Genomic DNA, 26,095 nt, shown 5'->3' with positions numbered 1-26,095 from the left:
GAATAAGCCAGACGGAGGGGATACCAATGGAACGCAAAGGAAAGGATTTACTCCCACTAACGGGTGATAAGGTAGAAGTGGACGGTGTTTATATTGATGAGGATGGACATGAGCAGCATTTGCACAGAGGCCAGCATTTTCCCGCTGATGTAGTTTTGGGTACTTCCGAGTGGAAAATGACCGAATATGCCTTTGATAACCATCACGAGGGACGTACCGATGAACGACTTATCCCCAAAGAGGATGACAAGAATAAAATGGGTAAAATCACACATCCACGCCGCCATTTAAAAACTGGTGACCGATAATTACGAAAGTATATCCACAATTACACCCAATATGTTGATAGTTTGTGGACAAACTGTGTGCAAAGTATAAATTATCGTAATATTATCTACAGATTGTGCACAACTTGTGTATAAATAATGTTATTTCTGTGGATAAACATTAATATGTGGTGGATAAAGTGTATACAACATGTGCAAAACATGTGCATAACCGTTTAAAAGGCTGAACGAATTCTTTTCGTTCAGCCTTTTTCGTATTTTTATACACATTCTCTAATTCATTTTTTTACCGAGATCGGGTATGTTCGAACGAAAAATCGCTCCCGGAACGATGAGTTGCCCAAAAAGGACTCTATCCCATTAACGGAGACTCATCGAAAATTCGCAAATAGCGCATAGAGGAGTGTAAAATGGAAACGAGGACGAACAGAGTCAAAAGAGGAATTACCGAAATGTAATAAGGCGTAGTCATCATAGAAATTCTCGCTTCAGGCGGGCGAACATATGCAGGAACGCGGTATATAGAAGCATCTAGCAAAACTCGTTGACCAAAATTTGGAGTAGGGGTGATCCGAATGGCATCTATTAAAATCCTTTCACTTAATGTCGGCATGCCCAAGCAGATCCAGTTTAATCAGAAGAACGTTTCTACGGGGATATTCAAGTCGGCCACAGATGAATATTTGTATTTATCTTATCTAAACTTCGAAGGGGATGGGCAGGGCGATCTAGTTCATCACGGGGGTAAAGAGAAAGCTGTATGCGTCTATCCCTACGAGCACTATCCGTTCTGGGAAAATGAATTACGGAGACCGCTCGATTACGGCGCGTTCGGGGAAAATTTAACGATAAAGGGTTTGCTAGAATCCGACGTTTGCATTGGAGACGTCTTTAAGCTTGGCAAAGCTATCGTTCAAGTTAGCCAACCGAGACAGCCTTGCTACAAGTTGTCCATCAAGTACGGCGTACCGGACATGCCCTTGAAGGTACAGCAAACAGGCCACACGGGATTCTACTTCCGCGTTTTGGAAGAGGGAGTTGCCTCTAAAGCCGACGGACTATCCCTCCTTCATCGCCATCCGAAAGCAATTACGGTTTCATTTGCCAATCGAATTATGCATCAAGAGAAGAATCATATCGAGGGTATTAAGCAAATTCTTGAAGTTGAAGAATTGTCCTTAAACTGGAGAAATACGTTTCTAAAACGTTTGGCGGGAACCGAAACGGATTCTCGGGAAAGACTATCAGGCAATTCGTAAGGTGGAAGTGGTTCAATGAGTCTGCAAGCTCGTCTGGCTACAGTCGAACATCGAATCTGCGAAGCTTGTGGGCGATGCGACAGAAGCGCAGTCCAAAGGTTATCGCCAAATTCGAGTATATCCACTCGCTTGACCGCTTATCCTTTGTGTAGAGCCATTTTTTTTACCGAGATCGGGCATATCCTTCAATCCTGTCCTCATAGCTTGTATAGTACGGAGACTTAGCTTGAATCTTTTTATAAAGGAGGATATGCCTGACATGTCAGTCTATAAGTCTTCCACAGGATTGGATGAAAATATAGCAGCTGTCCTGTGCTATTTGTTCGCCTTTATTGGCGCGCTGGCCTTTGTCATGCTGGAAAAGAAAAGCCGATTCGTATTATTTCACGCACTGCAATCCATACTTCTTTTTGTAGCCCTCATGATCGGACATGTGCTGGTAGGATTCATCCCCCTACTCGGTCCTTTCTTCGCTTCCCTGCTAACGCTGGCAGGCCTTGCCTTGTGGATTATCTTGTTAATTCGTGCGGGACAAGGAAAGTGGCTCAAGCTTCCCTGGATAGGCGATCTGGCTCTTCATCAAGCCCGGCAGTTATGAAAACAGCAAAAAACCTTGATCCTAAGCAAGGAATCAAGGTTTTTTATGTTTGGGCGGTTCATTTTTTTACACTAGCTTCTTCTGTCCTATCAGGATTTTGAAAAATTCGATTCCAGTCGCTCCGGAGTGCAAGATATAGACGAACTAAACCATTTCGATCTATATCTTATTCATTGGAAGTCGCTTATGGGATTTTTGCAAAATCCTCGTCTATATGGATGTGTCCCAGCTTATCTGGATTAACCATTAAATAAAAATTCTGAATATGCTCCCCGTCCGGTGTCAGTATGAGACATAAGGTTTCTCTCACTTTTCCGTCTTCCAGAAATGCCAGCTGGACCTCGCCATTGATGACGGTATGGCACACATCTCTTTCTCGTAAAACGGTTAATACCCGACGAGAAGTCAACAGGGCAAGAACACCTTTGCGTACAACCATCGGCCTCATCACCGTATGCACATTACCTCCGCCATCTGACACAAATACAGGTTGTTCAGCCAGTAGTTCCAGCATAGCAGTCACATCGTAGGCAAGAAAAGCTGTTGTAAAACGTTCTAGTAGTTTTATTCGGGATGAGTTATTCACATTGCGACTGGACTGAGCCTCAAGAGCAGATTCTCCGGAAGATAGAATACGACGGGAGCGACTGAACAACTGACGACAGTTGCTCTCCGTCTTCCCCAGCAATTCCGCAATATCTTTGTAATCATATTGAAAAGCTTCCCTCAGCACAAAAACAGCCCGCTCTATCGGCTTTAGCTGCTCCAGCAAAACCAGAAAAGCGTAAGATATCATATCTTTACGCTCTAACCAATCCGCAGGGAGATCTGCGCTTTCACCCAACGGCTCCGGCAGCCACTGTCCTACATATGTCTCTCTTTGCTTACGTGCAGAGTTCAGTAGATTCAGGCACCGATTCATCGTCATTTTGGCCACATAGGCTTTGGGATTGTGTATATTATCCAGGGGCTTATCCTTCAGCTCGACAAAGCAGTCTTGAACGACATCCTCGGCATCTGTAACCGTTCCAAGCATGCGATAAGCAATGGCAAAAGAATATTTGCGATATTTCTGATACAGCTCTTCCAGACTTACATCCACCGATTCTTGTTCAATTCTATGTTCTTTGCCAGACAAAGCATAGCCCCCTGTTCATTAAAGAATGCCCGGATACATGCCCGTTGCAATTGCAATCCGGTTCCAACTGTTAATCACGTTAACTGCGGTTATCAAATCTACGTATTCTTCCTCGGTAAAATGCTCTCTGACCCGATTATACAAATCTGTAGGTACCCCTTGTTCTGAGATACGAGTAACCGCTTCGGCTAATTCAAGCATAACACGTTCTTTTTCCGTGAACAAAGGAACCTCCCGCCATAAGGCTAGCTGCAAAATGTGGTCAGCATAATCCCCCAGCTTGAGCAGATCCTTCGCATGCATATCCAGACAATAGGAACATCCATTGATTTGGGATACTCTAATTTTCAGTAGTTCGTACAATACTTTGTCTGTAAAACGACCGGAAATATATTTCTCCATCTCCATCATCGCCTTGAACGTACTAGGACTCACTGTTCTGTGATTGAATCTTAAACTCACGATACATCGCCTCCATTATTGGTTTACATATAGAAGACAAATGAACATGTGATTTTGTGACAAAGTGCAATACATCAATTGGGAATTGCCCTCAATTGACATAGCATGTATTATAGATAAATGATTTTATGCAAAGAAGGTGAGCACTCACATGAGCGGAAAAGGTATTATAAAAGAATTTAAGGAATTCGCTGTACGGGGTAACGTGATTGACCTTGCGGTCGGTGTTATCATCGGTGGAGCGTTTGGCAAAATTGTCACTTCTGTGGTAAACGATATTATTATGCCTCCGATTGGTAAGCTTCTGGGAGGTATGAATTTTCCAGATTTGTATGTAGCTTTACAAGCTGCTGAGCCTTTAAATGGTGACGGTACACGCAAGACTTTGGCACAGGCCAAAGAAGCAGGGATCGCGGTCCTCGCCTATGGTCAGTTCATTAACGTCCTGCTGGACTTTCTGATCGTGGCCTTCTGTGTGTTCATGCTGGTCAAAGGGATTAACATGCTGAAACGCAAAGAGGAAGAAAAACCTCCTCAGGAAAAAACGATCAAGGAATGTCCACATTGCCTATCCGAAATTCCTGTAGCCGCTACCCGTTGCGCACATTGCACTTCCAAGCTGGAAGGGTACGTGGAAGCACGCTGACTCAACCCACTTATATGACTACAATAAACGGCTTAAGACGCTCTATCGTCTTAAGCCGTTTTGGCATGTATGGAAAATTCAATTAGTTGAAATTGGTGATAATGCCACGGGGTCTAACGGGCAAGCCCTCAGCGTACAGATGGGAAACATCACCGAAGCCGATGCAACGGGGAACTGCCCATTCTTGGGAGCGCTCATCAAACAAGATCGTGGTTACGGAGCTAGGCGGCATCCAAAAACCGGACCAGACCAAGGCCAATGGCAACTCCAACAGATGAGCAAGCCAGGTCAGCCCGAAGCCGCCATGACAAAATACCGCCACCTGATCTTCAGTGTGCTTCAGAATCCGGTACCTGCCCTCCACCCGCTCAAAGCCTTGCCGTTTCAGGAACTCATCGGAATGAAGCTTCAGCCGCTCGAAGGTTTCAGGGCTTTGCGTTCCCTGATAATAGGAAATCTCCTGCCAAGAGTCATGAGTCGGCAGGGGCAACTCGGAACGGATCACTTCACCAGGCAAATCCCAATGGGAAAGACGGCCGTATGGGGTTTCCTCCAGCTTTAGAGCCAGCTCCTGCGTCCAGTGTTCTACTTCATGAGTCATACCCAGAGAGTCGGCGGTGTAGCGCATCGTATCCAAAGCCCTCCCCAAAGGAGAGGCATAAATTCGATCCAGTCCGTGACTGGAAAGCCGCTTGGCTAGTGCCTGGGCTTCCAAATGCCCCTCCGGCGTTATGGTGTTGTTGGGGTAATCGGGGTCTGCGTGTCGGATAATATACAATCTCATCATTGTTCTCCGTTCCTATGAATGGCGACAGGATCGCTTTATCTCATTTCATCGATTAGTTCTCCTGGTCTTTAACGTTTAACGTTTAACGTTTATTCAGCAAAGTTTCCAAAATCGCGCGCAAATCCCTATCTTCCTGGTAGACTTCCTCACCCGTATCCAGCTCAATAACCCGGATATATGTATAATTGGCTCTGACATCGACTGGTTTAAAAATCAATTCCTCCGGATTGTCTGGGCGGACATCATAGCCCATATTTTTGAACATATCCGTGATTTGATCAATCCCCGGCTTGCCCCCGCTTTCCAGCATAATCAACCCGCGAAGTTCCTTGGGTTCCTCCGGATGCATGACTCGAAAATGTACTATACATTCCATGTAAAATCGCTCCTTTCAATCATAAATCTATGTGATGTTTCAAATCCTTATGTTCCCAGCATACCCCAAATGCCACTCCACATTCCACACCCGCCTTCATATCGTTAGGACAGAAAACACGTTATACTGTAAAGTAGACCTTTGATTTCTGCTTACTATAGGAGGAACCACGATGAATAGCGAGCTTCTGGATATCTACGACGATGAAGACAACCCCCTTGGCACAGCCTCCCGACGAGACGCACATGCCAAGGGATACTGGCACCATACCTTTCACTGCTGGCTAGCACGAGACACTTCTACAGGCCGTCGCTTGCTATTCCAACAGCGTCAGGATACGAAGGATACCTTCCCCGGATGCTACGATATTACAGCAGCCGGTCATTTGACGGCAGGCGAAGATATGTCTCAGGCGGCTCGCGAGCTGGAGGAAGAATTGGGCATTCATGTTCCCTTTACCTCATTAACACCGCTGATGACCGTTCGGTATGAAAGCAAAGGTACCGCCCAGGGCACCTCTTTTTGGGATCGGGAGGTTAGCTCGGTGTTTGGACTGCTATCGAACCAGCCATTGGAAGCTTATCATCTCCAGCAAGAAGAAGTAGCCGGACTGTACGAAGCGGATCTTGACCAAGCACTGGCCCTTTTTGAAGGCTATATTCCCTTTATCGAAGCCCAAGGCATTACGTCAGGGCCGAACCCAGAAAAAACTCGCCGCCTGATCACATCGGATCAATTCGTGCCTCATAAGGCGGGCTATATTACATCTATATGCCGGGCACTGATGGAACTTCCTACCCGGTAATCTTTAGCTATTCCCCAGCTGACATATATTTGCCGATAATGCCTTCATACCGCCAGCCATACCGGGTCGACAGCTCTCTGCCCATATCATGCTCCAGCTCATACAGAATAAGATCCTGAGCAAAATGATTAAGCAGCAGGCCTGTCATTACCGGATGCTCGGTAATAAGCGCCTGTGTCGGGCAATTCTCTCCCCGCATACCCAGCATGCACCAACGCCGATCAATAACAAAAGAAAACTTACGCCCTGCTGGTTCCTGTCCGTCTGTACCAGACCTAAGCGGTAACCACGGTCCCATCATGCTTTCTCCGTTATCGCAGGACCAGAGCAGACGCACACCTCGACTCTCGGCTTTCTCCAACTCTGTCCGCAGCAGTTCGGCTTCCTCGCGCCACAAGTCCAACACAATCTCATGCTCTGCCCGTTCCAACTCACGGGTCAGACTTTCCAGTACCTTCCGATCGCCTTCCGCATTATAAAAGGTCGGCTTGGTTGGTTCTGTTCGTGGCATTTCTTTCTCCACTGCACGTAGAGACTCCTGCATTTGTCCTTCGATCATCCGGGTCAATTCAGCCGGTGGCAGCATGCTGTAACGTACAGGCTCTCCCGCACTGGTTCTGAGGTATCCCTGCCCGGCCAAACGCTGTAAAGCCGCGTACACGTTGGAGCGTGATGCACCCAGACGCTTAGCCACTTCATAGCCGGAAGCCGCATTTTGCCTCGAAAGCTCGACCATAACCTTGGCTTCCATTTCCGTAAAACCCAGATTCCGCAGATGATGCAGCAAACGCTCCATATATTCTGTTCCCCCTATGCTGCCCGGCGTTATGTCTGTGTCCTGCAGCAGCCTGTTCGGCTGCGTTAAATCTGTTCAGCTCCGCAACGCGGGCACCACTTGGACCCTTTGGGTAGTTCTGCGGTGCAGATTTGGCATTTTACATTTTCACGTACTTGTGCAGACGGCGTTGCCGGTTTCTCAGCCCCGGAGTTGTTGGCCTTCCAATATCGAATCCGCTCGTCCAGCTCCTCCTGACGCTCACGCTCACGTGCCAATTCTTCAAGACGACGGTGTTCTTTTTCCAGATCTTCCTGACGACGGCGCTCCCACTCAGCGTCGAATGCCGCTTTTTCCTCCGGTGTAAAATCAGACACTGTATAATCGCGGTCTAGTCCCGCTGGTTCGTGTGTTTCATACCGCTCATCCTGTTCCTGTTCATGTCGATCGACTACTTCATGTTCTGCATACTCCGTGTAAGCAGGCGCAGCATCCTTCGCTACCTCTGGCTTGCGCAGATCAAAAGAATAGACGTCCGTTGGCACCTCTTCACGCACAGCAGCTACTTGTTTGGAAGCAGCCTGTCCTTCATTGAGCTTGCGTCCGCATTTAGGGCAAAAGTTCGCATCCAGAGGCACAACCGCTCCACAGGTGCATAAATGAGCGTTCTTCAATTCTGCAATTCTACTGCGCAGCTCGTCAATTTCATCCTGAAGCTCATCACAAGCAGTGGATAGCTGTGTCATCTCGGTTTCTGCCACCGACATGTCGGATGCGCGATAACCTTCGTAAAAGATTTGACCCATTCGCAAGAAATGAACATCCATTTCCTGCTGGATCGTTGTAATTTGTGAATTGATCTTACTAATCTCGACAGCATGCTGCGCCTTTTCTGTTGCGCGATTAGCGCCTTCCTTTATACGTTGAATCAGCTTCATCGTTATTTCCTCCCCATATCCAGCCGGATTTCACTGTACCGTCCGTATATCCCAAAGTTTTTTTCTGTTGGCAAACCTCGAACTCCTGTATAATGGAATGCGGTCATATCGCCTGTTTGAAGGCTATAGGCATTGGCGTCAACGTATTGACGTTCTGACGCTTCGGCAAGATCCGCATGAATTTCAGCATTATTTTAGTCCATCGCCTTGTTCTTATCGTCAGCTAAAGCTGACTAGAACTCTATCATACCAAAAACTACCCCCATTTGTGAAAATGGAAGATTTTAAGAACGAAAGGGGTTTCAGGATTATGGACCCAAATCCTTCTTTTTACCCTCGACCCATCGGGGTTCCTTATTCAACGTCGAGCCCTCAGGCACGTCGTGCTTCCATGGATACCAGTATGACGCTGGTACCCGATACCGACCAAGACTCGGCCTATTTTCGTGCTTTAGAGAACGCCGGCATTCACCTGAACCGCCCGCAGATTCAGGCCGTCCGCCACGGCAAAGGTCCCCTACTGACCCTTGCAGGGGCTGGCTGCGGCAAAACCACAGTGCTGGCTGCCCGCGCAGGCTACCTGATGGCGATGCGGGATGTTCCTGCATCGTCCATTCTGCTGGTGACCTTCACCAGCAAGGCAGCTGCCGAGATGAAACTGCGCATCGCGGGATTACCCGGTGTGCGCCCTGCCGCTGCACGTGCAGTTCAGGCACGCACGTTTCACTCATTCGCTTTGGCGATGCTGCGTCATCGCGGCGTGCAAGATGAAGTGTTCGGTGAAACGCAGGCCCAGCATACCGTCATGAAAATGATGCTGCGGCAGCTTGGGCTCAGCGAGGCTTTCCAGCCGGAAAGCCTGCTGTCTGCCCTCTCCGCCTGGAAAGCGGAAGGCCGCAGCGCGAACGAGCTGCCGGAAACCGTGCGCGAGGAATCGGATGCCAAGCGTGCCATGCTCGCTTATGAAGCGTGGAAACAGGAGCGCAATAAAATGGATTTTGACGATATTCTGCTGCGTGCCTCCGCACTACTGCGTGACCCGGATGTACTTCAGCCGCTTCAGCGACGTTTTTCACATATCATGGTCGATGAATTTCAGGATACGAATGCCCTCCAATATGAGATGGTGCAGCGGTTGGCTGCCCGACATCGCAATCTGATGGTTGTGGGGGATGATGACCAGACGATCTATACCTTTAATGGGGCACGCCAGGAATCCATTCTGGAGTTTGACAAGGTCTATAAGGATGCAAAGGTCATTACTCTGGATATTAATTATCGAAGTGATGCACGCATTTTGGGGCTGGGCTCCAACATCGTCGCCAAAAATGTTCATCGACGCTCCAAACGTCTTGCGGCTGCCGGGCGTGAGGGCTTGCCGCCACAGTTTGCCACCCCATCTGGGCCTGAGGAAGAGGCGGGACATATTGTTACTCATCTGCTCGGGCAGGTAGAAGAAGGTCGTCTTCGCTACCGGGATATCGTTATTTTGCACCGGACAGCCAGCGGAAGCCGATCTATTTTTGAGCAATTAATTATGCGGGATGTCCCATTTATTCAGTACGGAGCAGGGGCTGTATTTTATGACCAGTCCCTGATTCGTCCTTTAATGGATCACCTGCGCTTGTCGCTAAATCCCCGACGTATGGAATCCATTCCGAGCACCCTTGGGCCGCTGTACGTCTCGCGTGAGGCTGGGATGGAATGGATTATGCGCGAGGAGAAACAGCAGGCTAAAAAATACCCGCTGATTCATCTCAGCCGCTGGGATCGACTACGTGATTTTCAGCGTGAACAAGTGAAAGAGCGTATTCGTCTGATTCGCAGTCTCACTACCATGAAACCTGCCTATGCCATTCAAGAAATGCGGCGCGTCTTTTATGACAAATATTTGGAAAGTGGAGATACGGGCGCGTGGACTCATTATAAGGAAACGATGCAAGAAAGTCTGGAGGAGCTCGAAACGGCAGCCAAGCGGTTTGACACTGTGGAGGCGTTCGTCAGCTTTGCGGACGAGCTTTCCGAGCGTCACCGCCAAATGGAATCGCTGCGCAGAGAGGAAGACAGCGATGCTGTTCGGCTCATGACGATCCACCGCGCCAAGGGATTGGAATTCCCTTGCGTATATTGGATCGGAGCCAGCGAAGGCATTCTGCCGCACAGCTCGGCGCTGCACAGCGAGCTGCCGGAGGATCGGCGGGCAGGCGCCGCCCCAACTACAGCTGTGGATAACGATGCAGCGCTTGAAGAAGAGCGCCGCCTCGCTTACGTGGCCGTCACCCGGGCGAAGGAGTTGCTATACATCACCTCCCCCGCCTCTAATCATGGCAAGCCTGCCGCCGTGTCACGCTTCCTGCTGGAAGCCTATGGGGTCACCCCTGAGGCTTCCAAGCCAGAAACACGCCGCAGTAGCTTCGGCCAAGCGAAGGGTGCTTCCGGGTATGGCAGCCGTGCTGGCGCTGGATCGCCAGCGTCTGGCACAGCGACCCGCGTGAGCAACAGGCCGGGACCAGGCAGCGCTACGGCACGGACAACCTCGTCGGTGGCAGGGTCTCCAGCGGAGCCACGCATCAACGTGCCTGTGTGGAAATGTACCGACGGCGCTTGCAAAGCGTGGATGCGTCGCGACACAACAAGCGGACGCCGTACAAGCGCGGCTAGCACAAGCACGCCGCCAGTGTGCCCGCTCTGCGCCTCCCCGATGACAGAGGGGACACGCAGCATCCCAGCCAGATAGGGATACGGCGTATAGCTGGTATGGAGAATTGTGCAGACCAATAATAAATCAAATAAAATTTGGACAGACCAAATAAAAAAGTGGCAGACTAGGACTTAAAAATAAAGCCCTAGCCTGCCACTATCTGTTTTAACTTGCTATTGAACGATCATGTCCTGTTAGATTATCCAAGCGTTCTATCACCCAATAGGTGTTCCATCAGGTAGTTTGATATCTGGTTTCAATAGAATCACATCCCCCTTTTCGGGTATTCCTCCAAGAACCAATACCTCTGAGTTAAAGCCTGCTATCCGTCGAGGTGGAAAGTTGACTACACCTATAATTTGTTCCCCTATAATATCTTCAGCCACATATCTTTCTGTAATTTGCGCACTCGAAGTTTTTACACCGATATCTTGTCCAAAATCAATTTCAAATTTAATATTTTGCAACTGTAGTATACTTTAAAGATTTTGCCCAAAAATACATTCCCATACCGAATAAAGTCATGATTCCACCTATGAATTGAAATGCAGAGATTATTTCTCCCAAGAATAAGTAGGCGAGAATTATGGCAAGAACAGGCTCTCCAATAATACCAACGGAGACCGTAGTTGCACCCATTGATTTCAACAACAGATTAAAAATATATTGTCCAAAAATAGTTGGGATTACTGCAAGTAACAAGAAATACATCCATTCCGACGAGTCATATTCAATCAAGGAATAATGATTCAACAAATTGTAGACCAGCAAGACGCTGCCACCAATAAAAAAAACAATAACACTATATAAATTTGCATTTATTTTGTGACTTACTTTCTGTCCTGCCAACATATATGCTGAAACCAAAATTGTTCCCAATAAAGATAATCCATCTCCGATCAATGCCTCTCTCGAAATCCCTATGTCTCCCCAAGCAATAATGATTGAACCGACAAGAGCGGCGATCAAACAAAGTATGGTTAATATGTTGGTTCGGTCTCTGAACATAAAGTATGAACCCATCATTACAAATAAAGGCTGTAAGGATAAGATGACCATGGAGCTCGCAACTGAGGTATATACTAAAGATTCCATCCAGAATAAGAAATGCAACCCGAGAAAAAGACCAGCTATGAAAACGGTAATCCAATCTTTTTTGTTCATTGCTAAGGTAAGGAACATTTTCCAAGGTACAAAAGGAAGCATTATGAGTACTGACATATACAATCTGTACATCCCAGCCACAGAGGTTGGAGTATCTGAGGATTTGATCATGATGGATGAGATAGAGACAGACAGTATGCTGATTAAAAGCAAAATATACGGATGAAACGGTAACGACGATTGATTTATTTTCACATGTACGCCTCCAAGAGTCCAATCGCCTGTGCACAGGATTGTAATGATAAGCCGAAGATCTGGTATAATAATATCACCACTTTTATTTATTTTGTGTAACTATATCTTTAATTTATATAGAAATATCGTCATCAGAAAGGACCTCGCTAAAATGGAAAAACAATTGCATGAGACCATTCTATATCCCGATGTTTCATTTCCATACATCATGTACACCCATACTATTCATGCAAGTAGTCCTGAAGGTAGAGGATTCAACGATCTACATTGGCATGAGGAACTACAAATCACTTTGGTTACCAAAGGGAAGCTAGTAATCCAAGTTAACGGGATTGATCATGAATTAGAAACAGGTCAGGCCATTTTAATTAATAAAGGTGTTCTTCACGTTACTACGCACCTTACACATAACGGCCAATATGTCAGTTTTAATTTTCCGGAGAAGCTGCTGGCCTTTTATGCAGATAGTGCGATGGAAAAAAACTATGTACTGCCTTATACAAACTCTCTCTTATTGTCATTAGTAATCAAAGGAGATGTTGAATGGCAAATTCAAATACTGCAAATGCTTTGGGATATGAAAGAGAAATTTGATATGAAAAAAAACTGGGGATGGGAATATGAGGTTTCTATTAAAACAGTACAATTATGGTTCATCATAATTTCTAACATTTCGCTTTCTTCGGAGGAAGCACCTAAACACATGAAACTGCAACAGGAAAGACTTCAATTGATGCTCAGCTTTATCCATCAAAACTATTCAGACAATATAACACTGCAAGAAATTGCTGAAGTAGCACATTTAAGTATTTCGGAATGCACTCGTAGTTTTAAGAGAACCATTCATATGACACCTTACGACTATTTAATTAAGTACCGTATCAAGAAAAGCAGCGAGTTATTAATTTCAACAGATTCTACAATAACTGAAATAGCCCACAGAGTGGGGTTCAATCATGTAAATCACTTCATTCAATCTTTTAAAAAACATCATGAAAGAACACCTAAAGATTTCCGGAAATTTAGAAATGAAATCAAGGATTAAGGGCTATTTCTTTTCTGGTTGCGTGATACCGCTCTAATACCAACAGTCACCTATATTCCGTTGTACTTCTCAACCGGCGCGCGACAGCGGCCTAATTCGTCAATCAATAGATAGCTTAAAATCAACAATAGTTTGCTCAGCCGTGATCTCATAGCCTAAGCCCTCGTAAAGATATACAGCGGCTTGGTTCTCCTTCAGTACTCCCAGGTAGATATCTGATGAAAGTGACCTGCCCAGTTTTGTAAGTTGGCTCGTCAAGTGCTTTGCTAGGCCTTTCCCTCTGTGAGTAGGGCTTGTGTATATGTTTCCGAGCTCAACAAGTTTAGAATCATAAAAGTGGAAGCCGCCCACGACAATAAAATGACCACATTCCTTTATCCCAAGGAAAGGATATTGTTCGAGTTCGCTCCTCGTAAAAAATTTCATGCCGCCATTTCGTAATAAATCCACTATATCTGAAAGGTCATTTTCCTTAACTAGCTCAGCCCAGTTTGAATCGAGCAGTTTCGATTGATCCATATGCTTCATTGTTAAAAAACGTTGTGGGTTACCCAATATAAGACCATGAGATTGAAAAAGTTCAAGGTCACGATTACAGAGGATTGTACCACAAACAGTATTTTTCTTAAGTTGAATGATTTCCTCAGTAAAAGTAATAAGAGCTGGAAAGTTAAGTTTCTCGCGATTTATGCAATGGAAAGAAAAAGCAGGGAAGGATAGCCCCCAAAAGTATGCTAAGACCGCCGTCAGCTTGTCGTCTATATATTGACCAACAAATTTAGCCTGCTCCTTACGTTGACTTAAATAGCTATAGAATAACAAGTGTTGGTCTCTATTAATCTGGTCAGTTAATTGACTAATTGTTTCGTAGGTAAGCAATCGATGAGAAATCATTTATTAGTCCCTTTCATTAGTCATACTTTTCCTATGCGTGGAATACCTACTGGCATGATACCACAAATTGAAACTATTCTTCCCGCTTATTCCATATAGCCTTAAAAAATATTGGGTTATACATTTCTATAAAGATAAATTGTTTGCCGCCGGAGTATAAAAATCCATAATTTAAGGATGATTTTTCCCGAAATTCATTGTATGGTTCCTGCCTCGCGTCTAATTTATCATGAAATTAAAGAGAGGTGAGGCACTGAAAAAATTAATGACAAATATTGAAAACGCATACAAATGAAGAAGGTATGTTTAAAAGTGCAAGCTGGTCCTTAATCACCTGTCATCGATTACTTCAAAGCGTACTTAATATGTACACACTTATGAAAGCGTTTTCTGTACTATGCGTTGCAGGTTAACTAAGGCTTTAACATCTAATTCAAGGAGTGAGTCATATGCCAGACCCATGGAAAAAAAGGTTTTTCAGTATTCTCAGTTTTGTTCTCTTATCCTTTTTGTTGGTATCTCTCAGTTTAATTCCAAGCCTAGCAAAAGCAGAATCAGCTCACTTGGTCACTGACGGTAGCCCCTCTCCTATAGTCGTCAGCTCCAAAAATGCAATTCTTCAAGGTTACGGGGTAGAAAAACGGAATATACCCTATACCGGCGATACGCTTTATAAAGGCGATGGCTATGTATCCTTCTTTTATGACTATGACCCAAACTCAGGAAAGTCTGACGGGACGGCTACGTTTAAAGTGAACGTGCCTACAGCAGGTCTTTATAGGCTGAGCCTCGGCTACTACATTCCGGCGGACACCGGCTCCAAGGATACCAGCATCAAGGTCAATGGCACAATGGCTGAAAACGTAACGCTGGCTGCTCCTCCGAAAGGTACGGCGGTGAACGAGAAAATGGTAACTAAGATCATGCTGAATGCTGGCACAAACGAGCTGACTTTTTCAAGAGGCTGGGGATATTACGGGATCGAGTATGTGAAGGTTGAATTCGCCAATCTGCCTGCTGCCATAAGCAAAATGGAAGCCGAAGAAGGAGCCATTACTGGTGAGGTCAGCATCGAAGCTGCTGATACGGGTTATTCCGGTACCGGTTACGCAGCCTTTAAAGGCACAGGGTCGTTAACCTTTGCCTATAACGCAGCCTCAAGCGGGCTTTACAATCTTGCAATCGGTTACAGTAACCCCAATGGAGACAAAAAGACTCAATTGGTGGTCAATGGCCAGACCAGCGAAACATCACTCCCGACAACAGTAAGCTACACAGAGGTATCTGGCGGTAAACTGATGCTGAGTGCGGGAAACAATACCATACAGTTCAATGTCGATTCGGACCAATATCATATCGACTACGTCAAGCTGTCAGCAGTGTCCCCCCCGAAATTGCATCAGATTGAGAAAAAGCCAGTAAACCCGAATGCGACTGCGGAAACCAAGGCACTTATGGGTTATCTCGTCGATAGTTACGGCAGCAATATTCTTTCCGGTCAGCACACTCTTGAGGATGCCCAGTGGATTAAAGACCAAACTGGAAAGTATCCTGCGATGTTATCAACGGACATGATGGATTATTCCCCCTCTCGCATCGAACATGGCGCCACCTCAACTGAAGTGGAAAAGGCGATTCAATGGGCCAAAGAAGGTGGAATTGTCACATTCGCATGGCACTGGAATGCTCCTAAGGGACTGCATGATATTCCCGGCAAAGAATGGTGGCGCGGGTTTTACAAGGACGCTACTACATTCGACGTTCAATATGCGCTCACTCATCCCGAGTCGGAAGAGTATCAGCTTATCCTAAGGGATATCGATGCTATTGCTGTTCAGTTGAAACGTCTCCAAGACGCTCACGTTCCGGTGCTGTGGAGACCGCTGCACGAGGCGGAGGGCAAATGGTTCTGGTGGGGCGCCCAAGGGCCAGACTCCGCCAAGCAACTGTACCATATCATGTACGACCGCCTAACAAACTACCATCACCTGAACAACCTGATCTGGGTATGGAACTCTGAGAGCCCCGAGTGGTATCCGGGAGACGATGTCGTCGATATTGTAAGTGTGGATATCTACAACCAGGCGGCTAATTATAGCCCAAGTATCGGCAAGTATGACAGCTTGGTGAATCTCGTGCAAGGCAAGAAGCTGGTTGGTCTGTCCGAAAACGGTCCGATTGGCGATCCTGAATTACTTCAAACATATTCAGCGCATTGGCTCTTTTTCACCACATGGACAGGCGACTTCATCCGCAACGGACAATATAACTCCCTGGATCATCTCATAAAAGTGTTCAACAGCGATTACGTGATCACGAGGGATGAGCTTCCCCAAGACCTATTTACTTCGTCCAAGAATGAAGCGGAGTAAATTACTTTGAACGTATCCGTAACTATACCGTCCCATCCAGCGTCGTAAAGTAACGAAGTAGTCTTCCTCTAACAAACAGCGGCCACCTCTGAAAATAACCAGGGTAGCCGCTGTTTATTTGTACCTCAAATGCTCCATATTTTATTCTCCCGTTTCGTTAATGTAGCTACTTTTCTAACCAAGAGACCATTATGAAAAAGGACCGTCTCCTCTCCGGCAGGAAAGTGGAAACGGCCCCGTTCTTTTATGCGAAACGAGTTAGTTCGTGGACCACAGCTTAATTCGGTCTTGGATATGCTTGGTAAAGGATTGTTCCATTTCTTGCACTCCAGCTTTCTCTAGTTCTGCCATATAGGCATCCCAAACCTTGTCGAAGTTTTCCGGTTTAGTCATGACAGCTTCCGGAATTCGTTTCCATGTAATATCCTTCATCTTGGCTCCAAGAATAACAGCCGGATCGTCATTGGGAAGAGACATTGTATATGCTGCTCCGTATGCTCTAGGCGGAAATTCCTCTTCCTTCGGGAATAGATCTTTCCAGTGCTCGATCTTATAAGCCTTAAGAACTTCCTTCTCCGACTTATTGTAAGTCGCTGTCAGCAGTTCTGGATAACTACGAGTGAAATAGTTGCCGGTTGAGTCCTCGATGCCATCACCATAATGGACCGACAAGTTCCAATATAGGCCGATTCCAGACTCTTTTTGGAAAGCCGCATTGTCATTGTTTATCCGTTCAAGTACAGCCGGAGTAATCGTCCGTTTGCCGTCTTTCATCGTGTAATGCTTTCCTTCAATTCCCCAGTTATTCAGGACTTGCCCCTCTTCCGATGCTAGAAAGTCGAGAAACTGGATAGCGCGTACCGGATCCTTGCATTTGCTAGAGATTGAGATTCCGTACCCCCCATCAAAACCAGGCAGCCAGAAGTTGGTATCCTTGTACTCCTTGCTCATGGTAACTGGATAATGACCGTAAGTCTGATCGAATTTGCCCTCCGCCTTCAGCGCATTTTGTCCGTCGCCATAGTCCCATTCCGGATCGGCCAGGCCCAGTACGCGACCTGAAGCCACTTTCGCTTTAAACTGGTCAGTCTTTTGCACAAAGCTTTCCGGATCAAGTAATCCAATGGCATTCATGTGATTCAACCAGCGAAAATATTCTTTTTCTTCCGGTCGACGGAAATGATAAGTCGCTTGGTGTGTTTTTTGATCGATGTAGTATTCACCATCGTCTGGTCCCCCAGTTGTTTGGAATCCTGAGTTCGTTACCTGGTACATATGCCAATCGTCCGCATTTAGGGACAGTCCGATATTTTTGTTGCCATTTTCATCCGTCGGATGCTTGGTTAGATAGTCCTTAATGACTTTTTCAAAATCCTGTACCGTACGAATGTCTGGGTATCCCGCTTCCTTGACGACACGGTGTTGGAGTTTAAATCCTACGTCGGGTTTGATTTTTTTCTCTTCGACAGCAGACCAAGTTGGAATCACATAGATTGATGGGTCGTCCAAACTGTACTTTGTTCGAACAAGCTTGTCACCCAGCATTTTTTTGATGTTTGGTGCATGCTTGTCGATCAAATCCGTCAGATCAATGATTGCGCCAGCATCGACAAGTTTGCCAACATCCGCCTTAGCAGCGATTAAATCAGGATAGTTTCCTGTGGCAGCAATCAATGAAATCTTTTGGACCGGGTCACCGACAGCGAATTCAGCATCAAGGGTTACTCCAGTTTTTTCAGCGATGACCTTACCGACTTCATCCTTCATGCCATTCCAATTTGTGCTGGAGTCTTCCGAAAAATAAGTAAGCGTGATGTCACCCGTTGTTACGGCCTTGGTAGCCTCGGACGGATTATTACCGCTGCACCCTGCAAGGGTCGCCACTAAAGTCAGTGACATTACGAAAGATACGATCATTCTGTTTTTTCTTGACTTCATGGAGCGAAACCTCCCTGTATAATGAATGTTTGCTGCTTCGTTTTAGCTTTTTACCGCTCCAAGCGTCATACCTTTAACAAAATACTTTTGTAGAAAAGGATAGACGATAAGAATCGGGACTGTAACAATGATGGTGATTGCCATTTTGACCGATTCCGGAGACACTTGTGCCATACGCTCAGCCATATTGGCAGCATCCTGAGAATTGGTTGCGCTCGTTGTAGTACTCTGCAAAATTTTCATCAATTCATATTGAAGGGTCGTCAACGATTCGTTAGACCCATTAAACAGATAAGTATCGAACCAAGAGTTCCATTGCCCAACTGCCAAGAAGAGCGCTACGGTCGCTAATGCCGGTTTGCAAAGAGGAAGGATAACGCGCCAGTAGATCGTGAAGTCGTTGGCACCATCCAGCTTGGCTGATTCCTGTAACGCATAAGGCAGGCCGTCAATAAAGGAACGAATAATGAAGACATTAAACGCACTTACAAGGCCTGGTAAAATATAGACGGCAAATGTATCAATTAAATGCAATTCCTTCATCAGGATAAAACCTGGAATCAACCCGCCGGAAACATACATAGTGACGGCCAGAAAGATGGAGATGAACCTTCTAGCTTGAAAATCACTTCGTGCAAGCGTATAGGCAAGCATCGAACCGCTGACCAAGCCCGCTACGGTGCCAATGACGGTTCGCAGAAAGGAGATCTTGAACCCAGTGATTAACCCCTCATAGGTGAAAATCAAATCGTAATTCTTCAAAGTAAATTGCCTTGGCCAGATGGTGATCCCACCTCTAATGGTGTCTACCGAATCGTTAAAAGAGATAGCTAGCACATTTAAGAACGGGTAGATCGTCAGCACGGTGACCACAATCATGAAAACATAAACAACTACCCCCAGGATTCGGTCTTGTGGTGATTTTGCCTGAAGCTTGTTGTTTAATCCGCCGACCGGCGTAGTGCTTTTGACAGCCTCCATGTCCATTCTCCTCCTTACATAATGCTCTCGTTGGTATAGCGCTTAAAGATTCCATTAGCCGCAAACAATAGGATCAGGCTGATCACCGAATTAAAAATATTAATGGCCGTTCCGAAAGAATAACGTCCCATCGCCAGCCCATAATTAAGCGCATACAAATCAAGTACTTCAGAGTAATCAATGACCAGGTGATTGCCCAGCAGAAATTGTTTCTCGAATCCCGTACCGAGCAGATGGCCGATAGACATAATCAGGAGAATAATAATGGTCGACCGGATCCCCGGCAGCGTAATATGCCACATTTGCTGGAATCGGCTAGCGCCGTCCACCCGTGCAGCCTCGTATAGTTCAGGTCCAATACCGGCGATGGCAGCCAGATAAATAATGGCGTTCCAACCCGTTTCCTTCCAGATGTCTCCGAAAGTGACAACCCACCAGAATAATTTGCCTTGGGCCATAAACTGGACTGGCTGATCGATGATACCTAGACCCATGAGCATATCGTTTACGACACCACCATCTGCTGAAAGCATTTTGGTGACAATGCCTGCAGCAACCACCCATGAAACAAAGTGCGGCAGATAAGATACGGTCTGAACAAACCGTTTTATCACTTGTATGCGCACCTCGTTGAGCAATAGAGCAAAGACAACGGGTACAATAAAACCAGCGACCAGTCCCATAAGACTCATAGCCAGCGTGTTCCGCAGCACTTGGTAGAAATGATCATCTCGGAACAAAGTACGAAAATGCTCCAAGCCCACCCACTTTTGTTCGAAAAAACTCAAACCGGGTTTATATTTCTGAAAGGCCATTGTCCAGCCCCATAGCGGTAAATACTGGAAGACAAAAACCCAAATAACAAACGGAATGGACATGTAGTAAAGATACCTCTGGCTTTTAAATACCTTCCAAGCATTCCTCTCCGTCTTTTTGTATGCCTTTTCCGAAATCGCTGTTACCGCTTTCATTTTTTCATCCCCTCTCTTAAAATCCATCATAAAACAGAGAGGAGTCCGCGCCCATACAACGGATTGCGGGAAAAATCACCCACAAATTATGGATTTCTATATTCCGACGGTGAACAGCCTTCGTACCTTTTGAATTTGCTGTAAAAGTAGTTTACGCTTGTATAGCCCACGCGTTCAGCGACTTCGTATACTTTCACTCCCTGATCCAGCAACTCCTTTGCCTTTTGGATGCGGACTCGGTCCAGGTATGTGTTGAAGTACTCCCCAGTCTTGTTCTTGAAAAGCTGGCCTAAATAGGCAGTACTATAGTTTAGTAGTCCGGCTAGCGTTTCCAGCCTCAGATTGTCAGCATAATGCCTGTGAATGAAGTCGATCATTTTTTTGAATTCCTGCTCCTTTCCACGGTGTTCAGAGTCTTTCGCCAATGCTAGTAGAAAACGGTGGGTCTCTTCCAAAAGATCATCTAGGTGATCATGCTGGTATATCCCATTCAAAAAACGGGAAACTGCCCCCGTCTCTTTCAACTCAATACAGAAACCCGCGGTCAACTTGTGAATGACTGCATTGGACAGAAAGAAGAAGGACTCTTTGACGAACTTCTCATCTTGCCCCTGTCTGAGAAAAAATGCTGCCGCCTCGTTCAACAACGGTAGTACCATAGTCTGGTTTCCTACCTCCAGACTGTAATACAGGCGGAAGATGAATTGCTCCATCATTTCTTCGGCTTTATCGACGGACAATTGGGAGGAATCCAGCGAAGCCGAAAAGAGAGGATACGGATCTATCAGTCGGTTCTTCTCGCTGAAAAAAGCTTGTTTTACTGCTTCCTGGGCCATAAAAAAAGATTTGCAAATATCTTCGGGAACAGACACTCCCCCTCCGGTTGCAGCGACGAACCGGACATTACCCGCGGCGTTACGAATCTCGTTATACAGACTTTCACGACGTTTTCTTCCGCGCAGCGGCTCGTTGAGCAAAAGGACTGTATACGGCGGGATTACTGTGACAAGCCCCATCATCTGCCCCTCGATCTTTGTCTTCAAACCATTCGAAAGCTGGTATGCGACATCGGAACGATCTACTTCGGAAACACGCGGGTAGACGACCACGACTTCGTAGTGGGTCCACCACAAATCCGCTTCTATTGCTTTACTTCTCAACTTGGTGGGATCTTCAGTTTTCTCTTGAGGGGCGAGCAGATTGTGCAGGTATAAATCGCAATTCATAACCTCTCTCTTACGCCACTCCTCTTGAAGACGCTCCTCTTCAATCCGCTCGCGTATCCGTTTTAAACTGGCCGACATTTCAGCAATATCGACTGGTTTAAGGAGATAGTCGAACACCCCGTATTTGATTGCTTGTTTGGCATACTCAAAGTCGGCATATCCACTGAGGATCATAAAGTGCAAATGATGACCGCTGGATCTTAAGTGTTCAATCAACTGTAAGCCATCCATAACCGGCATGCGGATATCGACGATTACGACATCAGGAGCTTTTTCCTCGATGACTTCCAGTGCTTCTTTCCCGTTGGCTGCCGTAGCTGTAACGATAAATCCGAGGCTTTCCCAAGGAATCAGCGTTTGAAGCCCTTGACGAAGCTTCGGCTCATCGTCAACGATGACTACCTTAATCATTTGGATTCCCCCCAGGTATGAAAAACTGAATACAAGTGCCTTGCCCAGGCTCGCTCTCTATACTTAAGGCACTAGATGTCCCATACAGCAAGACGAGACGATCGTTTACGTTTCGCAAACCAATCCTCTGGACCTCCTGCTCATGTAGGGATTCAACAAGCTCTTCCCGTACAAGAGCGAGACGATCGGCTGTAATACCAGCGCCGTTATCACGTACCATGACTCGGAGCCCCTCCGGGATTTTCTTTACTTTCACTTCAATGACAGCTCCTTCTGCGCGGTTATCCAGGCCATGTACAATAGAATTTTCCACCAAAGGTTGAATAATCAATGGCGGAACCAACATCTCCTCCAAACTTGGATCAAGCGTTAAACGATAATTCAAACGGTCTTCATATCGGAACTTTTGAATATCAAGATAACAGCTAACCCGCTCAATTTCTTTACGCAGCGGAATCTTATCGTTACCGGCTTCCAGACTGCTGCGCAGTAACGCGCTCAGCTGCCATACTGCCTCAGCGATATCGTCCTGCTTGCGAATGTGGGCCTCCATTCTGATGGACTCCAACGAATTGAAGAGAAAGTGCGGGTTAATCTGGCTGGCCAGCATTTTAAATTTGATCTCGTTTTGTCTTTGCTCTACGAGATTTTTCTGACGATTCGTTTCTTGGACCTCCTGCACCAAATTGTTCACGCTGCTGACGAGCGCGTTAAATTGCCTTGATAGTATACCGACTTCATCTTTTCCGTCGATATGGAGAAATGTTTCCCATGAGCCCGCGCCAACTTTGGTCATATGTTTGCTCAAGCGGAGAAGCCTTCTGGATAATAGCGAAGCAGAAGCATAGATAAGTAAGACTGCAAACATCAGGCTGGCCGTGATCACGATTCCGCCAAGCCATATCACTTGATTGGAATCGCGGGTGATCTCTGAAACGGAAAAGATGGAAATGACGCGAAGTCCGTTCCAGCTGTTCTGTGGAATTAGATTTGCAATAACCACTTTTGACGCTTTTCCGTTGATGAACGTGTTGTAACTTCCTTCCTGATTAAAAAGTATATTTTCGTCAGCATGAATTTCGGAAAGATTCTTCCCGAACAACTTTACTTCATTAGACGCGACGATCTGATTTCGGTTATCTACGATCAAGGTAGGGAACGATTCCTGCTCTAGGATTGAATTTAATTGGCGCTTGTTTACATTCATGACCAGAACTCCTTTTCGCCCTAGTGAATCCACTGAGAATGAACGAATTAGACTGAGATAATCGGAACCGTCCCTCTCATCCTTGATTAAATCCCATCCGGCTAAACCTTTCTGATCTATAGCCTCCTTGTACCAATCTGCGGTTGTGATCGTATGGTCAGGCTGGATAAATTCCCAATTGTTAAGCGCTCCTGGATTAGCGACATAGACACGGATGCCGGATATCTCTTTGTATAACTGGAGGTAGTCACGAATATCCGTATACCCCCGGTATGCCTGAATGACTTCGAGGTAGCTGTTATACTTTTGGCTGGCCACCATCTTCATCCGGCTGTCATTGGTTAGCCGGTACGAGATGTCCAGCGGAACTTTAATCAGTTCTCCTGTACGATTTCGGACCCTTTCAACATTGTTGGATGCTTGCATAAAGGCGTTCTTAATGACAATCTCTCGAAGCCTCCCGGTCAGAAACAGACCGCATAACAGCAAGGGAAGAACGGCTACCGAAATGAATGTAAGCGTCATTTTCTTCCTCAGTTTCATGTCATTCATCATTCGTATAAAAAACAAGACTTCCCCCCTCTCAGATCAGTGCGGCTGCTACGCGCAAAATGCCCCTTTTCATATAAAAAGGGGCATAACCTAATCGATTGTTTTTTCTCTTTTGGCAGTTTACTGTTGTACTGATCCTTTAGACCTTGCCGGACCTTATTGCCCGGAGCCTGAACCATCCACTTTCATAGTCTTTCTGTCTGTAGACAAGAGGAAGCCCCAACTTCATAAGCCTATCCCCCCCATGGATAGACTTTTGCCCGCTATTTCCTGACTGAACTTCATATTCGAGTTCTGGATTAAGTCCGTCAAGGCGGAGGGCTCGCCAAGGCGCGTTCGGGACAGCCATCACTTGGAAATAGTAGACGATGGCATCCTCTTGGTCTTCAGAAACAAACATCCAAGCCGACTCGTTATTTTCAAACGGACTCTTTAGGCGATACAAGTCACCCTTCTGTACTAAACCACGAATCTGCTTGTAGACTGCGATTTGGCGTTTGACCGTCTCTTTTTCCTCATCGGTGAATTTCGTGAGATCAAGCTCATATCCAAAATTCCCGGACATGGCTACATCACCTCGAAAATCAAGGGGCGTTATGCGTCCAACTTGATGGTTCGGAACTGCCGAGACATGCGCCCCGGTTGCGATTACAGGATAGACAAGGCTAGTTCCATATTGAATCTTCAGGCGTTCCACCGCATCGGTATTATCACTAGTCCAGACTTGAGGCATGTAGTAAAGCATGCCTGGATCAAAGCGTCCTCCGCCACTTGAACAGCTCTCGAAAAGAATATGCGGAAATTCAGTGGTGACGCGCTCCAATAGCTCATACAATCCAAGAACATAGCGATGGGCAGTCTCGGATTGGCGTTCCGGCGGCAGAGCAGCGGAACCGATTTCCGTCAGGCAGCGGTTCATATCCCATTTCACGTAAGAAACCGGCACGCTGGAGAAAATGGCAGCCAGCGAATCGTAGATGAAATCGCGCACTTCCTTGCGAGTATAGTCCAGCACTAGTTGCCATCTGGCTTCGCTGCGCCTCCGTCCCGGAACGTGAAGGCACCAGTCCGGATGCTCCCGGTACAACTCACTGTCTGGAGAGATCATCTCTGGCTCAAACCAGAGCCCGAACTCAAGACCCAGCTGATTGATACGTTTCGCAACATCCGCAAGTCCGTCTGGCAGTTTCCGACGATCCTCGTACCAATCGCCAAGAGACGAATTGTCGGAATCTCGTTTTCCGAACCAACCGTCATCTAAGACAAATAGTTCGATGCCTAGCTCAGCCCCCTCTTTCGCGATCGATACCAACTTATCTGCATTGAAGTCAAAATAGGTAGCTTCCCAGTTGTTGACCAGAATAGGTCTTTCTTCGTCCCGATATTTCCCTCGGCAAAGTCGAGTCCGATACAAGCGATGATACGTCCGCGACATATCTCCCAGGCCTTGACCGGAGTAAACCATAACGGCTTCTGGCGTTTGGAAACTCTCCCCTGGGCTCAGTAACCACGAAAAGTCAAAGGAGTTCACGCCGATGTTAAACCGTGTGGAGCCAAATGAATCCATTTCTGCTCCCGCCTCAAAGCCCCCGCTATACACAAGGCTAAAGCCGAATGCCTCGCCATAGCTTTCCGTTGTCTCCCGAGTGACCAATGCAGTAAAAGGGTTGAGTTGATGGCTGCTCATGCCCCTTTTGCTATCGATTCGGTTTTCACCTTGAAGAATCGGTTTGCGGGTAATATTCCCTTCCCGAGCCCATGCTCCCGAAAGATACATGGATTCCAAATCGCTTTTACCCGAAAAATCGACACTGGCACTTAGTGCACGAAGGAGCCTAAGATTCTTTTCCCCCGCATTACTCAAACGAGCCGAACGAGCGATTACGTTTCGATCCGCGAAAACGGTGTAAAGAAGAACCACTTTAAGACCTGAAAAGGCATCTTTTAATTCCAGTTCCAGCGTATCCGCTTCGTCTTCATTCTCGGTATATACGGCCGGAAGCCCGCTTAATGATGGCTTTCCCTTCATGATACGGTAACCATCGTACTTCAACTCCGTAATACGAGTTCCATCCTCAAGTTCTACCTGATACGCCGGGGTACGGAAGTCTCCACTCCCATACTGCGGATACTCTTGCGGAAGCCGATCCAATCCAGCCGTCGCAGAAGTGTGAGGCAATAGATCGGCCGTTGATTCGCGATGCTTCAGCCTATCTCCCCAGTATACATGCACAGGAAATCCATCCACAACCTGAATAATATAACTCATGCCCGACGACTGTAGATGAAACAGCCCCGTTTGCTCTTGAACAATGATACCCATTGGGAAAATAACCCCTCTCTTAGATAATAATCATCGGAGATCCA

22 protein-coding genes and 1 pseudogene are annotated in these 26,095 nt (G+C 46.4%); 8 read left to right on the top strand and 15 right to left on the bottom strand.

Going from position 1 to position 26,095, the window contains the following annotated elements:
* Positions 1-26 precede the first annotated feature (26 nt).
* The 3 genes from MKY16_RS03000 to MKY16_RS02990 all read left to right on the top strand — a co-directional run bounded on the left by MKY16_RS03000 (position 27) and on the right by MKY16_RS02990 (position 2,144).
* A complete protein-coding gene (locus tag MKY16_RS03000; RefSeq protein WP_029515942.1) occupies positions 27-308 on the top strand; it encodes a hypothetical protein in 282 nt (93 codons plus the stop codon).
* A 554-nt stretch (positions 309-862) separates the two neighbouring features.
* Positions 863-1,546, top strand: a complete 684-nt coding sequence (locus tag MKY16_RS02995; RefSeq protein WP_029515943.1) for an MOSC domain-containing protein — start codon at positions 863-865, stop codon at positions 1,544-1,546.
* Positions 1,547-1,805: 259 nt separating this feature from the next.
* Positions 1,806-2,144, top strand: a complete 339-nt coding sequence (locus MKY16_RS02990) for a DUF4870 domain-containing protein (RefSeq protein WP_029515944.1) — start codon at positions 1,806-1,808, stop codon at positions 2,142-2,144.
* 184 nt (positions 2,145-2,328) lie between these two features.
* Here MKY16_RS02990 and MKY16_RS02985 read toward each other — a convergent pair whose 3' ends face one another.
* Together MKY16_RS02985 and MKY16_RS02980 are read right to left on the bottom strand one after the other, a co-directional pair.
* A complete protein-coding gene (locus MKY16_RS02985) occupies positions 2,329-3,282 on the bottom strand; it encodes a sigma-70 family RNA polymerase sigma factor (protein WP_029515945.1) in 954 nt (317 codons plus the stop codon).
* 18 nt (positions 3,283-3,300) lie between these two features.
* Complete coding sequence (locus MKY16_RS02980) at positions 3,301-3,744, bottom strand: carboxymuconolactone decarboxylase family protein (protein WP_039270408.1); 444 nt, start codon at positions 3,742-3,744, stop codon at positions 3,301-3,303.
* 151 nt (positions 3,745-3,895) lie between these two features.
* Here MKY16_RS02980 and mscL point away from each other — a divergent pair, with 151 nt between their 5' ends.
* The gene (mscL, locus tag MKY16_RS02975; RefSeq protein WP_039270406.1) at positions 3,896-4,390 is read left to right on the top strand and encodes a large conductance mechanosensitive channel protein MscL; all 495 of its coding nucleotides are present in this window, start codon (positions 3,896-3,898) and stop codon (positions 4,388-4,390) included.
* Positions 4,391-4,472: 82 nt separating this feature from the next.
* Here the strand turns inward: mscL and MKY16_RS02970 are convergent, their stop codons facing one another.
* Positions 4,473-5,174 (bottom strand): histidine phosphatase family protein, encoded by a 702-nt coding sequence (locus MKY16_RS02970; protein ID WP_029515948.1) that lies wholly within the window; start codon positions 5,172-5,174, stop codon positions 4,473-4,475.
* A gap of 85 nt (positions 5,175-5,259) precedes the next feature.
* Positions 5,260-5,553 (bottom strand): hypothetical protein, encoded by a 294-nt coding sequence (locus MKY16_RS02965; protein ID WP_029515949.1) that lies wholly within the window; start codon positions 5,551-5,553, stop codon positions 5,260-5,262.
* Between the two features lie 172 nt (positions 5,554-5,725).
* Here MKY16_RS02965 and MKY16_RS02960 point away from each other — a divergent pair, with 172 nt between their 5' ends.
* The gene (locus tag MKY16_RS02960; protein WP_029515950.1) at positions 5,726-6,358 is read left to right on the top strand and encodes an NUDIX hydrolase; all 633 of its coding nucleotides are present in this window, start codon (positions 5,726-5,728) and stop codon (positions 6,356-6,358) included.
* A gap of 7 nt (positions 6,359-6,365) precedes the next feature.
* Here the strand turns inward: MKY16_RS02960 and MKY16_RS02955 are convergent, their stop codons facing one another.
* Both MKY16_RS02955 and MKY16_RS02950 read right to left on the bottom strand, forming a co-directional pair.
* The gene (locus MKY16_RS02955) at positions 6,366-7,154 is read right to left on the bottom strand and encodes a TrmB family transcriptional regulator (RefSeq protein ID WP_029515951.1); all 789 of its coding nucleotides are present in this window, start codon (positions 7,152-7,154) and stop codon (positions 6,366-6,368) included.
* 65 nt (positions 7,155-7,219) lie between these two features.
* Complete coding sequence (locus MKY16_RS02950) at positions 7,220-8,071, bottom strand: zinc ribbon domain-containing protein (protein ID WP_029515952.1); 852 nt, start codon at positions 8,069-8,071, stop codon at positions 7,220-7,222.
* A gap of 310 nt (positions 8,072-8,381) precedes the next feature.
* Between MKY16_RS02950 and MKY16_RS02945 the strand changes: the two genes are divergently transcribed.
* Positions 8,382-10,808, top strand: coding sequence for a UvrD-helicase domain-containing protein (locus MKY16_RS02945; RefSeq protein ID WP_340954043.1), 2,427 nt, complete (start codon positions 8,382-8,384; stop codon positions 10,806-10,808).
* Positions 10,809-10,987: 179 nt separating this feature from the next.
* Here the strand turns inward: MKY16_RS02945 and MKY16_RS02940 are convergent.
* Positions 10,988-11,230 (bottom strand): annotated as a pseudogene (locus MKY16_RS02940) (tRNA-binding protein); the annotation flags it as partial.
* The gene (locus MKY16_RS02935) at positions 11,226-12,131 is read right to left on the bottom strand and encodes a DMT family transporter (RefSeq protein WP_340954041.1); all 906 of its coding nucleotides are present in this window, start codon (positions 12,129-12,131) and stop codon (positions 11,226-11,228) included. The gene MKY16_RS02935 and the pseudogene MKY16_RS02940, both read right to left, overlap by 5 nt.
* Positions 12,132-12,282: 151 nt before the next feature.
* On the opposite strand from MKY16_RS02935, the gene MKY16_RS02930 reads away from it, so the two are divergent.
* Entirely contained in the window at positions 12,283-13,176 is an 894-nt protein-coding gene (locus tag MKY16_RS02930) for an AraC family transcriptional regulator (RefSeq protein WP_318627621.1), read from the top strand.
* 99 nt (positions 13,177-13,275) lie between these two features.
* Here the strand turns inward: MKY16_RS02930 and MKY16_RS02925 are convergent, their stop codons facing one another.
* Positions 13,276-14,070, bottom strand: coding sequence for a GNAT family N-acetyltransferase (locus tag MKY16_RS02925; protein ID WP_340931269.1), 795 nt, complete (start codon positions 14,068-14,070; stop codon positions 13,276-13,278).
* Between the two features lie 449 nt (positions 14,071-14,519).
* Between MKY16_RS02925 and MKY16_RS02920 the strand changes: the two genes are divergently transcribed.
* A complete protein-coding gene (locus MKY16_RS02920) occupies positions 14,520-16,442 on the top strand; it encodes a glycosyl hydrolase (RefSeq protein WP_340954039.1) in 1,923 nt (640 codons plus the stop codon).
* Between the two features lie 258 nt (positions 16,443-16,700).
* On the opposite strand, the gene MKY16_RS02915 is transcribed toward MKY16_RS02920, so the two are convergent.
* The 6 genes from MKY16_RS02915 to MKY16_RS02890 all read right to left on the bottom strand — a co-directional run bounded on the left by MKY16_RS02915 (position 16,701) and on the right by MKY16_RS02890 (position 26,051).
* Entirely contained in the window at positions 16,701-18,380 is a 1,680-nt protein-coding gene (locus MKY16_RS02915; RefSeq protein ID WP_029515958.1) for an ABC transporter substrate-binding protein, read from the bottom strand.
* 42 nt (positions 18,381-18,422) lie between these two features.
* Positions 18,423-19,361 (bottom strand): carbohydrate ABC transporter permease, encoded by a 939-nt coding sequence (locus MKY16_RS02910; protein ID WP_340954037.1) that lies wholly within the window; start codon positions 19,359-19,361, stop codon positions 18,423-18,425.
* A gap of 14 nt (positions 19,362-19,375) precedes the next feature.
* Positions 19,376-20,332: an ABC transporter permease gene (locus MKY16_RS02905; protein WP_340954035.1), complete on the bottom strand. Its 957-nt coding sequence runs from the start codon at positions 20,330-20,332 to the stop codon at positions 19,376-19,378.
* A gap of 86 nt (positions 20,333-20,418) precedes the next feature.
* Positions 20,419-21,969 carry a response regulator transcription factor gene (locus MKY16_RS02900; protein ID WP_340954033.1) on the bottom strand — a complete coding sequence of 517 codons (1,551 nt, stop codon included), beginning with the start codon at positions 21,967-21,969 and terminating at the stop codon, positions 20,419-20,421.
* Entirely contained in the window at positions 21,962-23,746 is a 1,785-nt protein-coding gene (locus MKY16_RS02895; protein ID WP_340954031.1) for a sensor histidine kinase, read from the bottom strand. Before MKY16_RS02895 ends, MKY16_RS02900 begins: the two co-directional genes overlap by 8 nt.
* Before the next feature lie 121 nt (positions 23,747-23,867).
* Positions 23,868-26,051, bottom strand: coding sequence for an alpha-galactosidase (locus tag MKY16_RS02890; RefSeq protein ID WP_340954029.1), 2,184 nt, complete (start codon positions 26,049-26,051; stop codon positions 23,868-23,870).
* Between the last annotated feature and the right edge of the window lie 44 nt (positions 26,052-26,095).

This window comes from Paenibacillus sp. FSL L8-0641, assembly GCF_038006265.1.
In the GTDB taxonomy this organism is placed as follows: Bacteria; Bacillota; Bacilli; order Paenibacillales; family Paenibacillaceae; genus Paenibacillus; species Paenibacillus polymyxa_D.
This window is presented reverse-complemented; position numbering and strand designations above follow the sequence as displayed.